Source organism: Paenibacillus glucanolyticus (assembly GCF_037333485.1).
GTDB lineage: Bacteria > Bacillota > Bacilli > Paenibacillales > Paenibacillaceae > Paenibacillus_AQ > Paenibacillus_AQ glucanolyticus.
Genome location: NZ_CP147845.1, coordinates 1,564,594 through 1,577,710, shown reverse-complemented (window position 1 = coordinate 1,577,710; position 13,117 = coordinate 1,564,594). Strand labels below are relative to the sequence as shown.

12 protein-coding genes are annotated in these 13,117 nt (G+C 50.0%); 4 read left to right on the top strand and 8 right to left on the bottom strand.

The genetic code is table 11. The features are described from left to right. Positions 1–170: 170 nt before the first annotated feature. The 3 genes from WDY75_RS07615 to WDY75_RS07605 all read right to left on the bottom strand — a co-directional run bounded on the left by WDY75_RS07615 (position 171) and on the right by WDY75_RS07605 (position 3,885). On the bottom strand, positions 171–2,141 hold the full coding sequence (locus tag WDY75_RS07615) for a fructose-specific PTS transporter subunit EIIC (RefSeq protein ID WP_063480409.1): 1,971 nt from the start codon (positions 2,139–2,141) through the stop codon (positions 171–173). 83 nt (positions 2,142–2,224) lie between these two features. Next, positions 2,225–3,136, bottom strand: coding sequence for a 1-phosphofructokinase (gene pfkB, locus WDY75_RS07610; RefSeq protein WP_063480410.1), 912 nt, complete (start codon positions 3,134–3,136; stop codon positions 2,225–2,227). Beyond that, complete coding sequence (locus WDY75_RS07605; RefSeq protein WP_063480411.1) at positions 3,136–3,885, bottom strand: DeoR/GlpR family DNA-binding transcription regulator; 750 nt, start codon at positions 3,883–3,885, stop codon at positions 3,136–3,138. The genes pfkB and WDY75_RS07605 overlap by 1 nt, the downstream gene beginning before the upstream one ends. Positions 3,886–4,155: 270 nt before the next feature. Between WDY75_RS07605 and WDY75_RS07600 the strand changes: the two genes are divergently transcribed. From WDY75_RS07600 to WDY75_RS07590, 3 genes are all read left to right on the top strand, one after another. Next, the gene (locus WDY75_RS07600) at positions 4,156–5,067 is read left to right on the top strand and encodes a J domain-containing protein (protein WP_063480412.1); all 912 of its coding nucleotides are present in this window, start codon (positions 4,156–4,158) and stop codon (positions 5,065–5,067) included. 217 nt (positions 5,068–5,284) lie between these two features. Beyond that, positions 5,285–6,142, top strand: coding sequence for a DegV family protein (locus WDY75_RS07595; RefSeq protein ID WP_063480413.1), 858 nt, complete (start codon positions 5,285–5,287; stop codon positions 6,140–6,142). A 239-nt stretch (positions 6,143–6,381) separates the two neighbouring features. Further along, on the top strand, positions 6,382–6,885 hold the full coding sequence (locus WDY75_RS07590) for a hypothetical protein (RefSeq protein WP_006212163.1): 504 nt from the start codon (positions 6,382–6,384) through the stop codon (positions 6,883–6,885). Positions 6,886–6,986: 101 nt separating this feature from the next. Here the strand turns inward: WDY75_RS07590 and glpX are convergent, their stop codons facing one another. From glpX to WDY75_RS07570, 4 genes are all read right to left on the bottom strand, one after another. Continuing rightward, positions 6,987–7,961, bottom strand: a complete 975-nt coding sequence (gene glpX, locus WDY75_RS07585) for a class II fructose-bisphosphatase (protein ID WP_006212164.1) — start codon at positions 7,959–7,961, stop codon at positions 6,987–6,989. Between the two features lie 46 nt (positions 7,962–8,007). Continuing rightward, entirely contained in the window at positions 8,008–8,814 is an 807-nt protein-coding gene (locus tag WDY75_RS07580; RefSeq protein ID WP_006212165.1) for a pyruvate, water dikinase regulatory protein, read from the bottom strand. A gap of 13 nt (positions 8,815–8,827) precedes the next feature. Continuing rightward, the gene (locus WDY75_RS07575; RefSeq protein WP_006212166.1) at positions 8,828–9,490 is read right to left on the bottom strand and encodes a helix-turn-helix transcriptional regulator; all 663 of its coding nucleotides are present in this window, start codon (positions 9,488–9,490) and stop codon (positions 8,828–8,830) included. A gap of 186 nt (positions 9,491–9,676) precedes the next feature. Further along, complete coding sequence (locus tag WDY75_RS07570) at positions 9,677–9,859, bottom strand: GapA-binding peptide SR1P (RefSeq protein WP_006212167.1); 183 nt, start codon at positions 9,857–9,859, stop codon at positions 9,677–9,679. Between the two features lie 295 nt (positions 9,860–10,154). Here WDY75_RS07570 and WDY75_RS07565 point away from each other — a divergent pair, with 295 nt between their 5' ends. After that, a complete protein-coding gene (locus WDY75_RS07565; protein WP_006212168.1) occupies positions 10,155–11,129 on the top strand; it encodes a cation diffusion facilitator family transporter in 975 nt (324 codons plus the stop codon). 67 nt (positions 11,130–11,196) lie between these two features. Here the strand turns inward: WDY75_RS07565 and WDY75_RS07560 are convergent, their stop codons facing one another. Next, complete coding sequence (locus WDY75_RS07560) at positions 11,197–12,993, bottom strand: alpha/beta hydrolase family protein (protein ID WP_063480414.1); 1,797 nt, start codon at positions 12,991–12,993, stop codon at positions 11,197–11,199. Positions 12,994–13,117: the final 124 nt, after the last annotated feature.

Sequence of the window (13,117 nt, the reverse complement as noted above, 5' to 3'; positions counted from 1 at the left end):
CTCCTTCCGTTATCCGTATTTCATTCGATTATAACATGCTGCAGAGCTGAGAATGTGTCACTGTTTATCCCGACGGCAGCCGCTGTGGAAGCCCACGAGGACAAAACGGGCTGGAATCGAGCATCTAAAGATGCCCGTCCCAACCCGTATAGTCATGTTTAACTTGAAATCTATTTACGCTCAAGGGGCTTCTTCCACATTCCCAGCAGCATGCCTGACAGCACCGCACCGATTACAACTGCAAGCAGGAACAGAAGCGCATGATTGGCAAGCGCGGCAACAAATATCCCTCCGTGAGGTGCAGGAACGTTAATGCTCCACAGCTGCGTCAATCCACCGGCAACCGCCGAACCGAGAATACAGGAAGTCAGCACGCGCAGTGGATCAGCGGCAGCAAACGGAATCGCGCCCTCCGTTATGAAGGAAAGACCCATCACATAGTTGGTCAGACCGGACTTTCGTTCCTGCTCCGTGAATTTGTGCTTGAACAATGTTGTGGCCAGTGCAATAGCGAGTGGAGGAACCATTCCTCCGGCCATGACCGCAGCCATCATGGCTCCGTTCGTATTGCCGCTGGACGTAAATACGCCGATCGCAAATGCATAGGCTGCTTTATTGAAGGGACCGCCCATATCAATGGACATCATCCCGCCTAAGATAAGACCTAGAATTACCGCATTTCCGGTACCCAAATTGTTAAGAATATCAACCAGACCGAGATTGATCCAGCTGAAGAACGGATCGAACAGGTAGAACATGACCGTACCGGTGATAAGAAGGCCCACAACCGGATACAGCAGAATTGGCTTTAAGCCGTCCAGCGTTCGCGGAAGACCGGCAAACGCTTTCCTCAGCAGGATGACAACATAACCCGCCAAGAATCCTGCCGCCAGACCACCAAGGAAACCCGAATTTGAATTCAATGCCATGAGACCTCCGACCATGCCGGGCATTAAAGCCGGACGGTCGCCTATGCTGAGCGCAATAAATCCCGCAAGGACCGGTATCAGGAAGTGGAAAGCACCGTCTCCGCCGCCAATCGTCTGCAGCAGCTGGAATAGCGGATGGTCCTCTCCGGCAAGCTGCTCGATGAGGAAGGAGATAGCCAGAAGAATCCCGCCACCCACAACAAAAGGCAGCATATGAGAAATACCATTCATCAGATCTTTGTATACTTTTTTGCCGATGCCGCCTTTTTCTGCGTCCTTCGGTTGAGTTGCAGCAGCTCCGCCTTCGCTTCGGTAGATCGGCGCATCACCGCTTACCGCCTTGCGGATCAACTCCTCCGATTTGCGGATGCCATCGCTTACAGGCCGCTGCAGCACAGGCTTTCCGTTGAAACGGGCCATCTCCACATTTTTGTCTGCGGCAATGATGACACCGGCCGCTCTTCGGATTTCTTCCTCCGTCAACACGTTTTGCGCACCTTCCGAGCCATTGGTCTCCACCCGGATTTCAACGCCCATTTCCTGGGCCTTCTTCTTAAGCGCATCTTCAGCCATAAAGGTATGAGCAATACCGGTAGGACACGCTGTTACAGCCACAACAAAAGCATTCTCGTTTCCGTCAGCACCTGTCGAAATGGCTGCCTCGGAATGGCTACCGGATTCCTCGTGCTTTTCCGTTTCCTTTTTAGCCTCTTCCCGGATCCGGGCTGCTTCCTTCTCTGCCTTAACCGCTTCCTCTTCAGCCTGTTTGGTATCAAATAACTCCGTTACCTCTTCGGGCGTCTTCGTGTCCATCAATTTCCCGATAAATTCGGCATCAATCAGCAGCCGTGAAAGCGCGGCAAGCGTACGGAGATGCGTATTCCCGGCTCCCTCAGGCGCAGCGATCATGAAGAATACATAAGCTGCCTCACCATCCAGCGCTTCGAACTCCACGCCCTTGCTGCTCTTGGCAAACACAACGGTCGGTTGATTAACCGCTTTCGTTTTTGCGTGGGGCATCGCAATGCCGCCTCCGATGCCGGTACTCGATTCAGCTTCACGCTTCAGAATCATCTCTTTAAACAGGACCGGATCATTGATTCGCCCGCTAGCGGCCAAACTGGCGATCAGTTCGTCGATGGCCGCCTCCTTCGTGACGGCCTTCAGATCCATAATCATCGTATCCTGGATCATCAAATCTGTAATTCTCATATTGGATCACTCCCTTGATTTCAATCGTGACTATTGCTGGGGCACAAGTTTCCGCAGGCTGCCTTCTTCAGATATACAGCGGCTCACCACTTCGTGATATTAACTTGCGGAATAAGCCGATCAATGGCTTCCTTAACAGCCAGGTCGTCAGAGAACGCGGTTGCGCTGCCGGATGCAACCCCGGTTCGGAACGCCTCCAATAAATCCTTGCCAAGAGCAAGCGTGCCGACAAAACCCGCAATCATCGAATCGCCAGCTCCGACCGAGTTTCGGACTGTGCCTGACGGTACATTGGCGTGATAGACCTGATCAGCTGTAATCAACAGTGCACCTTCTCCGGCCATGGAGATCAGCACATGCTGGGCGCCTTCCTCAAGGAGCTTACGGCCGTAGGTCACAAGCAGCTCGTTCGAGTCGATAACCACGCTGAACAATTCCGCAAGTTCGTGATGATTCGGTTTAACAAGAAGCGGCCTGTGGACCAACGCCTTCATCAGGGCCTCCCCCGTTGTATCCATTACGAATTCGGCACCGCTCTTGCGGCACGCTCCGATCAGACGCTCATAGAAGCCAGGTCCCAGCGATGGTGGAACACTGCCGGACAACACAACGATATCTCCCGCCTGAAGCTGTGACAGTTTATGAAGCAGCGCGTCCGTTTCTTCTGGACGGATGACGGGTCCAAGGCCGTTGATCTCCGTCTCGTCACCGTGCTTAAGTTTCACGTTGATCCGGGTATCATCCGCGATATCTACAAAATCAGTGCGGATCCCTTCCCTACCCAGCGTCTCGTCGATATATCGTCCGGTGAAGCCACCCAGGAAGCCGATGGCAGTATTTTCAGCTCCAAGCTGGTTGAGCACCCGCGATACATTAATTCCTTTGCCGCCCGGAAACTTCATATCCCGAGTCATTCTGTTCAAACCGCCCAGCTCTATAAACTCAACTTCCACGATGTAGTCGATGGAAGGATTCAGCGTTACCGTATATATCATTATGATCCCTCAATTATGTTGGTTTTCTGTGAAATGGACTTCCGCCAAGATGGAGTCAAGGATTCCGTAATCAACGTCGCTTCGTTCAGGTCCAACAATTTGGCGAAGGAGACCTCGCCTAATTTGCTGGAATCCGCCAGGACATAACTTGACGCGGACAGCTGATGCGCTCGACGCTTAATCAAGGCTTCCTCCGGATCAGGCGTGGTATAACCCATCTCAACATCCACGCCGTTCGTGCCCAGAAAGCACCGGTCAAAGCGAAAGTTGTCCATGTTTTGAAGAGCGATGCTTCCGATGACGGCTTTGGTATGAATTTTCATCATTCCGCCCAGAAGATAGCTCTTGATTCGCTTGCTTACCAATGCTTCGATATGGGATAAGCCATTCGTAACCACGGTTACGTCCTTCGCTTCAATGAACGGTATCATCGCCAGCGTGGTCGTTCCCGCATCGATATATATGCTTTCTCCATCCACCACTTGGGCTGCCGCCAACCGGGCAACGGCATTTTTCTGTTGAATGTTTCTGAAGGTTTTCTCCTCGATGCCGGGTTCTTGCATTTTGGGACTTGGCAGAGCAGCTCCCCCATGAATGCGCTTTAATAATTGTCGTTCTTCCAGATCGATCAGATCCCGTCTTACCGTTGATTCAGAAGCTTCAAGAAGTTCCACCAATTCCTGCAGTTTCACAACACCGCGCTCTTGTAAGCGTTCTAATATGATCCGGTATCTTTCTTCCGTCAGCATAATGAATCCACCCCTTTAGAACCTATAGTAACATAATCAGCACAAAAAACAATCACAACATTTCAAAATCATTCAAAAACATTCATAAAAAGTTTCAATCGTTCACCTTGCCTGATGGTAGATCTTGGCCGTTTATTTTGTTATTGGTGATTATGTTCTTAATCGTAAGCCGGCAATCATTTGAACATCACGTAAACGTTTGTAACCGATAGCCTTTACACTATATACTGGTAACTAGGAAACTCTCACAGTATAGAAGAGGTGACATGAATGGACCAAATGAAAGAAGCCTATGAGCGAATGGGTTTGCCTGAGGATGCTACCAAGGAGCAGCTCGACGACCGGTATACCCTGCTCATGCGCCAAACCCGTTCACATCAAAGGCGGGAGCCCGACCGAGCGGAGGAGATCGAAGCCGAATTTTCGGAAATCACCAAAGCCTACAAGTTCATCCTTGAAGAAGAGACCCGCAAATCTTTGGAAGAGATGAACCAGAAACGATATGGTAAATATAAGAAATTTGCCGGGACAGCGGAGAAAACCGATCATTTCTTCCGTTATTATAAATTTCATGTACTCGGCGGCGTTGCTCTGATCGGAGTACTCATTTATATCGTCATTAGTATTTTCAACCATCAGGCCGAGAAAGAACGGCTGGCCAGCCTGCCGCCGGTTGACCTGGAAGTTATGTTCCTCGGTTCTTATATGAACAAGGATGGCGGACAGGACCTCACACCGATTGAAGATGCGATTCTGGCACAATTTCCCGAATGGAAACGCGTAACCGTTACCATGAATTACGTCCCTCCTCTGGATTCCAATAATCCACAGGATGCAGCCATGCTGCAGAAGGCTCTGCTTGTGTTGTCCACCGAGCGGCCGGACCTGTACATCATGGATCAAACCGCCTATGATTGGGTGGGTAATCAAGGAATGGTGCGACCGCTTGAAGCCGAGGTGGAAGGCGTATGGAAGGATCTGTTGACCCCGGAACAACTCGTGAAGGGTACGAATGAGGAAGACGGCTCGGAGCATGTGTATGCCGTCGATATTTTAGGCAGCACCATGAGCGAGGAGCTCCCTGTTCTGAAGAAAGACATGTTTGCCGGGATTCGTGAAGGCACGGAACGCGATGCGAACGCCCAGCTCTTCATTAAGCAATATCTGGAGTCGTCCAAATAACCATCGGGTTTGGCCCATTCCTGATGTATAAACTAGAGAAGCTCTCGCTGCTTGGCCTTGCGAGCCAAACAGCGGGAGCTTTTTTTGCGGCTTTATCGATTCACAATTGGTCTTTACGAGTACATTTCCCGCCCAATATGGCAAGAGCATTCCCTTTTCTCATTAAACAGGTTATTCTAGTAGTACAGATTCAAATAGTTGATAAAGGGAGATGTTCATGCCTGGAAAAATTAGAATTTTTGCTGACAGTACCTGCGACTTACCACCCTCGTGGATAAAAGAATATAATATCGGCATTATCCCGCTCTATGTTGTGTTTGGAGAAGAATCCCTGCGCGACGGAGTGGACATTACTCCTGAACAGTTATACGCCAGGGTAGATCAGATCGGCAGACTGCCCAAAACTGCGGCGCCCTCTCCATCCGATTTCATTGCTGCCTTCACACCTTCCATAGAGCAAGGCGAAGATATCCTGTTCCTTAGCATTTCATCCGAGCTTTCTTCCACTTACCAAAATGCGTTGATAGCCGCAGACGAATTGCCGGAAGGCCGGGTAACGGTCTTCGATTCACGCAATCTGTCATCCGGCATTGGACTGCTTGTTATGAAAGCTGTACATGCAGCGAGTGAAGGCTCGTCCATTCCAGAAATCGTTGCACTGTTAAACCGCACCGTGAACAAAGTTGAATGCGAATTCGTTGTTGATACACTGGAATATTTGCACAAAGGCGGACGCTGCTCCGGCATGCAAAATATCATTGGCAGTCTGCTGAAAATCCGTCCGGTTATCAAAGTCGTGGACGGCAGCATGACGCCTGCTTACAAGGTTCGCGGCAAGAAAGAGAAGGCGCTGGACCAGATGATCCAGAATGCCCTCGCTCAAGTGGATAACATGGACAACGATCTGATTGTTATTGTACATACCATGGCTGAAGAGGAAGCCCGCTTCATTCAGAAAAAACTGCAGGAGAAAACCGGAGCTAGGCAAGTCAGCATTTCTACAGCCGGTTGTGTCATTTGCAGCCACTGCGGTCCTCAAACCGTCGGACTCATGTATACGAAGAAGCCTTCTTAAATAACATTTTGTTCATCATAAGACAGTTCTGCTGTGTTGCTTTAGCTGCGGGACTGTCTTTTCTTGTTTTCCATGGCTAACGGCAGCTTATGTCCTTATTAAACGGCATGTCCTCCGGCCAAACCCTACATCCTAGACTAAAGTCTAGGTGAAACATTCCCCCCGGACCGAGGACATCTTGATCCTTCGCATGGTATTCTTGGATTAATCATTTTACATAGGAAAGGAACGAAGTTTGTATGACGAAACGTACAATCTTGGCACCGCTGCTAATTCTGCTCGGCGCCTACTTACTCTTGAACCAAGGCGGTTCGGTAGGCGCCGGTTCCATCTTCGCCACATTCTGGCCCACCATGTTTGTCATACCATTAGGACTGTTTTTTCACTGGATGTACTTCTCTCTGGTAGGAAGACAGGGCATCGGGCTGCTGATCCCGGGCGGCATCCTCCTCACAGCCGGCATTGTCAGCCAGATCGCTTCCTTGTTCGACTCATGGCAAACCATGTGGCCCGGGTTCATCCTCGCCGTAGCCGCCGGGCTGTTCGAGTTCTACTGGTTCGGGTCGCGCAACAAGTGGCTGCTAATCCCCATCAACATTCTCACTGTCTTGTCGCTGCTGTTCTTCGTTGTATTCTCCATCGGGCCGATCTTGAATTACTTGTCATTCGTTCAGCCTGTCATTGCCGTGCTGCTTGTGCTGGGCGGAACTTGGCTGATTCTCGGACGGAAGAGACACGGATAAATCGAGTCGGATCTGCATGTACCACTCATAAACAAACAGAAAAGGGCACGTCGAAAGGTTAAATCCCTTCGAGTGCCCTTGGTCTATTCAGCCTTGAGTGATTATGAAGACGCTGCCGCTGCTAAGGTTTCATTACTCTGAAACAGATGATGAACACTGCGGATATAACGAACGGTTCTTGTGCCGGAATACATCATGACCGAATGCGTTTCGGCACGCTGACCCATATATTTAACGCCGCGCAGGAAATCCCCGGCCGTAACGCCGGTAGCTACAAACAGTACGCCTTCCCGCCCTACCATATCCTCCATCGACAGCAGCTGCTCCGGATGTTTCAAGCCCATAGCCTGACATCTTACATAATCCTCCGGTGTCTCCGGTATAAGCCGCCCCTGGATTTCTCCGCCCAGACATTTCAGGGCAGCAGCGGCAAGCACACCTTCCGGTGCTCCTCCGGAACCCACATAGAGATCCACCTCGCTGTCGGTGCAGGTCTCGATCGCACCCATGACATCGCCATGACTCAGCAGCTTGATTCTTACCCCGGACTCCCTCAAGTCTCGAATCATGGAGCTGTGACGCTCACGATCCAGAATGGAGACCGTCATCTCCGACAGCGGTTTTGATAACAGCTCAGATGCCTTTTGAAGCGTAACCGCAATGGGATCGTCCAAACTCAGCTTGCCTGCAAGCTCAGGTCCTACCGCAAGCTTATGCATATAGATATCAGGCGCATGCAGAAGGGTTCCCTGAGGAGCGGCTGCAATCACAGACAGGGCGTTATTCAGCCCGTTTGCTACCGTTTCGGTTCCTTCGAGAGGATCGACGGCCACATCCATCTTCGGACCTTTGCCGTTCCCTACGCGCTCTCCAATATACAGCATGGGCGCTTCATCCATCTCGCCTTCCCCAATGACAACAACCCCATCCATCGCTGCGGAATCAAAATGCTTGCGCATGGCGACCGTAGCGGCTTCATCAGCACTGTTCTTGTCTCCTCTTCCTGTCCACCGGGCGGATTGCAATGCCGCTTCCTCCGTCACTCTTACAAGCTCCAATGCTAATGAACTCTCCATTATGAATCCCCTCCTTCTGCTTTTTTCCATACCCATTCCTGCCTGCTTACTTCAAGAAATTCATAATCAGACCTGCGGATTCCTCTATGGCCTTGTCGGTGACATCGATGACAGGGCATCCCAGTTCTGTATACAGCGACAAGGCATAATCCAGCTCCTCTTGAATCCTCTCAAGGGATGCGTACTGTACCTGATGCGGGAGCCCCATTACTTTTAAACGCTCGCTGCGGATTTTGAGAAGATGCTCCGGCTCTATCGTAAGTCCAATGATGTTCCCATTCGTTACTTCTCTAAGCTGGGATGGGGGTGACATCTCCGGCACAATCGGAAAATTCACCGTCTTGTAGCCTTTATGAGCGAGAAACATCGATAGCGGCGTCTTCGAGATTCTGGATACGCCCAGCAGGATGATATCCGCCTTCAAGATGGCACTCACATCTTTGCCATCGTCATACTGAACAGCAAATTCCATCGCTTCCACACGCCGGAAGTAGCTGTCGTCGAGCCGGTGCAGCAGCCCCGGCAGCCGTTTGGGATAGTCGTTAAACGTATCGGCGAACGCCTGCATCATCGGACCCATAATATCCACTGTACGAATATTGAGCCGCACGGCTTCCTCTCGAATGACCTCGCGAAGCTCCGGCTGCACGAGCGTGTAAGCCACAAAACCTCCGCGCCGTGCCACCTCCTCCATCAGCTCGGTCAATTCATCTTCTTCCCGTACATTCATATATCGCTTAATCTCTGTATTCGGGAGCTCGAACTGGCGCAATGTAGCTTGGACAACCGCTTCGGCCGTCTCCCCGATGGAGTCTGAACAGATTGCTATGAAATGAGTTATTGCCTGATTCATCCGATTCCTCCCACTATTCCTCGGCTACCATGTCGAGCAGCATTTTGATGATATTTGTTTTCGTGATCCGGCCCACGACCTTCCAGTGCTCCCCCGGATTCCCCGTGGTGGATGGCACAACAACCGGCAAGCTGTCGATTTGATGATTGATGATTTTACGTGCGGCGTCCAGTACCGTATCTTCCGGCTGAACAGTTGTCACATTCGCCTGGCGGGTCATAATCAGGCTTACCGGCATGGAGGACGCCGTCGGATTTCCAAGCGTCACCTTGAGCAGATCCTTGCGGGACACAATGCCCGCGAGATGACCATCGGCGTCGGTAACGATCAGATTCCCTACATTCTCCAGAAACAAGGATACAACGGCCTCGTGAATCGTCGTTGTCTCGCGTACAATTACCGGAACGCCGTGCAGGTCGCCAACCTTCATTTTGAGAAGGCGGAACTTCTCCTCCCGGTCAGGAGTTCCCCGCTTCCCCAGAAAATACCCTACCTTGGGTTTGGCATCGATATAATCCAACACCACAAGCTTGGATAAATCGGTGCGAAGCGTAGCTCGGCTGACATTCAGCATCTCCGCAATCTGATCTCCTGTAATGGGTGCGTGTTTTTTTACGATATCGACGATATCCTGCTGCCTTGTCGTCAGTTCGATAGTGATCCCTCCTGCATGCATTTCCTCTACTTGCCGATATAATACGTCATATATATTATATATGCAACATATTTTCGTCTAAATTTGCTTTATTGGGTATCAATATTTTTTTTGGTTCCCATCAAAAAAGCTTATAATTCAATAAAAAAGCATGCCCTCGGAACAGACGTCCCTTAAGCATGCTTTCGTTTTCATTTTAGCTAATCGTTATGATGATCCATCCTTGGGCCCGGTGCCTTTGCATTCTCCTTTGCCGCAATATCCGTAGATGATCTTTACGCCGTCGGTAGGAATCGTGTCCACCATTTCATCGCATCTGGAGCAAATAATAAGCCCCCATTCCTCGTTCCCATTACCCTTTACTGCCTCCGGACTTGTTAACGCTTTCATAACATTTCCTCCTTATGTTTATTGACTTTGCTGCAAGGCAGTTGCTTGCTCGTTAAGGGGCCGAATTCAATTCTCCTCTGCTTACTCATCCCTTTATTTTCCACTATATTCTTAATGTATTGGGTAAGAAATGAAGATATGAGTCAATCATGTTTAATGTATTAAAAAACATGGTAAGTAAATTTCGTGATAATTACCATTCTTGCCGAGAATGAGGATACCCTTATTTTGGAATGGTATGATAATATATACTTCAGATTAAATAGAAATTGACATTTTAGACGGAGGGTTTGGATTGAAGAACACTTGGCAGCTCATTAAGAAAGGAAACACCTCTTCAGCGATTGCGGCTTTGGGCAACACCGGATTGTCTATTATTAAGGCAATTGCCGCCTCCATCAGCGGCAGCGGAACGATGTTTGCATCCGCCATGCACTCGGTGGCTGACGCCGTGAACCAGGGATTTGTATTTGTGGGCAGCGTACTGGCAGAGCGAAAGCCGACCAAGAAGTTCCCGACCGGATTCGGCAGGGTTATTAATCTGGTCTGCATGGTTGCTGTTATCGTGGTGACCATCATGGCGTATGAAACGATACTCAAAGGGTTCAAGTTATTAAAGCACCCTGAAGAAGCTACGAATTTCTGGCTCAATTTTATCGTACTGGTCATCGCTGTCATTATAGACGGCTCCATTCTGATGAAAGCCATGAAAGAGATTATGAAGGAAACCCGCGTTCAAGCAACCGGTTTTGCCTTGCTGCCTGCCGCATTCAAAAATGCCGGTCGCGCTGCTCCGCCAACAAGGCTGGTGTTCTATGAAGACATTGTTGCCACGCTTGGCGCCCTCTTCGCTCTCATTGCCATCGTGTTTGCGCATTTCATGGATTTCCTCATCCTGGACGGAATTGCTACGATTCTGATCGGCTGCCTGATGGTCGGCGTTGCCTTTAAAGTTGGATATGACAATATGGTGGGCTTGATCGGAGTTGCCGCGCCTAAGGATGTCGAGGAGAAAATCTCCAATCTCATTCTTAACGATCCGGACGTGCGGGATATCAACCGTCTGCGTATTCTGCAAGAGGGCCGCAACTATCACGTGGAGGCGTATATCGAACTGAAAAAAGGGATGTCGCTTGCCGAAGCCAGCCATACCAAAATGAGAATCAACGCCATACTGACACAGGATCCGAATATCTCGGATGTAACTCTGGGTATCCTGGAGGACGACGGAATCAAGCTGTGGAATCCTCGCGAGGATCTGGATCAATAAACGGGAAGAGGCAACCTTCAAGGTCTGATGGACCCGAGGGATGCCTCTTTCTTTTTTTGCCTAATGATTAATGATTGCGTTTAAGAAACTCATCCATGCGCGCATAAGCGATTTTTTCATTGGCCTTTTTGGTGATGCCATGGCCCTCATCGTCAAACACAAGGTATTCCACATCCTGGCCTTTAGCACGGAGCGCCTCGACGATTTGGTCGGATTCCTCCTTAACGACACGCGGATCGTTAGCCCCTTGAATGATCAGCATCGGATTCACCATGTCATCCAGATACGTAATCGGCGAATCCTTAATGAATCTTTCCTTATCCCGCTCCGGATCGCCAATCCAGCGCTCCATAATCGGTTTCCAATGCTCCGGTACCGAGTTGTAGAAGGTAAACAGATTGCTGACCCCGACGATATCGATAGCAGCCTTGAAATACTCCGGATTGCGCCCTGCCAGCAGTAAGGTCATATAACCGCCATAACTTCCACCCATGACAAAGAGTTTCTCCCGGCTTGAAATACCTTGCTCAAACAGCCAATCCATCCCTGCCAGACAGTCCTTGCGCGGTCCCTCGCCCCAATCCTGTTCCACCAATTTCACGAAGGAGCTGCCATAACCCGTACTGCCGCGGAAGTTTGGACAGAAGATGTTGTATCCCTTGGCTAGAATATACTGGAACATGGAGCGGAACTGCTTGCGCTCCGAGGCTTGCGGACCTCCATGCGGCCAAAATACCGTATAACCGTTCGCAACATGGGATTGGGCACGGAACAAGAGCGCCTCGATCTCCATGCCGTCAAAAGAGTTATAGGTCACGACATCCGGCGCCACCAAATCCTCATCGGTTAATCCTGTCAGAACGTTCTTGGTTATCATGCTCCACTTGCCGTCCGCATAGCGGTAAATGTTAAGCGGCTTCACGGCACCACGGGCGAGCAGGTACAGATGGCCCGACTTTGTCACATTCAGCTGCTCCACAATGTCGGAAGGAAGCGGTATGGGCGTTAACTCGCCGCTATCGAGCGAATAGGCATACAGCCGATCCTCCACCCCTTTCTCCGTAACGATGTACAGCGTCTGCGAATCCTTATGATAGCGCAGGAGCTGGATGCTTTCCCGATCGATACGGCACAAGGGCTCAAACTTCTGCTGAGGAATATCGTAGCGGGCAACGTAGGAAAATTCCGATTCATAATCCGTAGCAAAAATGACTTGATCGTTGTCAATAAACAGCGCATCGCCCGAAATATGCACCTGCTCAGGAGAAGGGGTCAGGCACAACGGCTCTTCGCCTTCACGCTGCACATAACTCACATAGTAGGTGTTGGCATACATTTTGGTGTATGCGATGGTCTTCTCATCGGGACTTACTGCACACATTTCGGTTGACGTATCCTTGCCCTCAAGCAGGAGTTGATCCTCTTTGGTGTCCAGATGAAACACGCGCGAGTTCAGGAAGGATGGATTGTCTTTCGAAGTTACATAGTATAAGCGTCTGCCGTCCTCTGACAGATGTACAAAATAATGCTTGTCATCCCCTGACGCTCCTTCAAACAGAGGAATCGGCTCCCCGCCGTTCCAGCGCAGCGCGTGGAATTGATAGTTCTCATTCCCATCACGGTCAAAGGCTGTTAAAATATGTCGTCCTTCCGGGTCGAGCTTGATAAAGCTGCTGATCTGATCATTGTATGTAAGCGGGTAAGGGTAAGCTGTATCCCCTGCTAAATCCATCGCCCATAAATTAAACTTTCCGTTCAGACTGCTGCTGAACACAAGCCGTGACTCGTCTGCACTGATTCCAAAAGTACGAATACTGTACGTTTGAAAAAACTGTTCTACATCGGGTTTGGGAAATTCAATCATCCATATGCCTCCCTACTTCATATTATTGTCCATCGGTTAATAAATGGGCAAGTCTTCCAATCCGCTGGATTACTCCCATTATAACGCAAAGTTTCATACAGAACATCATTACATAGACCGGACG

Excerpts from the sequence above, each read along its gene's own strand:
- WDY75_RS07615 (WP_063480409.1), bottom strand. The coding sequence starts at position 2,141 with ATGAGAATTACAGATTTGATGATCCAGGATACGATGATTATGGATCTG.
- pfkB (WP_063480410.1), bottom strand. The coding sequence starts at position 3,136 with ATGATATATACGGTAACGCTGAATCCTTCCATCGACTACATCGTGGAA.
- WDY75_RS07605 (WP_063480411.1), bottom strand. The coding sequence starts at position 3,885 with ATGCTGACGGAAGAAAGATACCGGATCATATTAGAACGCTTACAAGAG.
- WDY75_RS07600 (WP_063480412.1), top strand. The coding sequence starts at position 4,156 with ATGGACCAAATGAAAGAAGCCTATGAGCGAATGGGTTTGCCTGAGGAT.
- WDY75_RS07595 (WP_063480413.1), top strand. The coding sequence starts at position 5,285 with ATGCCTGGAAAAATTAGAATTTTTGCTGACAGTACCTGCGACTTACCA.
- WDY75_RS07590 (WP_006212163.1), top strand. The coding sequence starts at position 6,382 with ATGACGAAACGTACAATCTTGGCACCGCTGCTAATTCTGCTCGGCGCC.
- glpX (WP_006212164.1), bottom strand. The coding sequence starts at position 7,961 with ATGGAGAGTTCATTAGCATTGGAGCTTGTAAGAGTGACGGAGGAAGCG.
- WDY75_RS07580 (WP_006212165.1), bottom strand. The coding sequence starts at position 8,814 with ATGAATCAGGCAATAACTCATTTCATAGCAATCTGTTCAGACTCCATC.
- WDY75_RS07575 (WP_006212166.1), bottom strand. The coding sequence starts at position 9,490 with ATGCATGCAGGAGGGATCACTATCGAACTGACGACAAGGCAGCAGGAT.
- WDY75_RS07570 (WP_006212167.1), bottom strand. The coding sequence starts at position 9,859 with ATGAAAGCGTTAACAAGTCCGGAGGCAGTAAAGGGTAATGGGAACGAG.
- WDY75_RS07560 (WP_063480414.1), bottom strand. The coding sequence starts at position 12,993 with ATGATTGAATTTCCCAAACCCGATGTAGAACAGTTTTTTCAAACGTAC.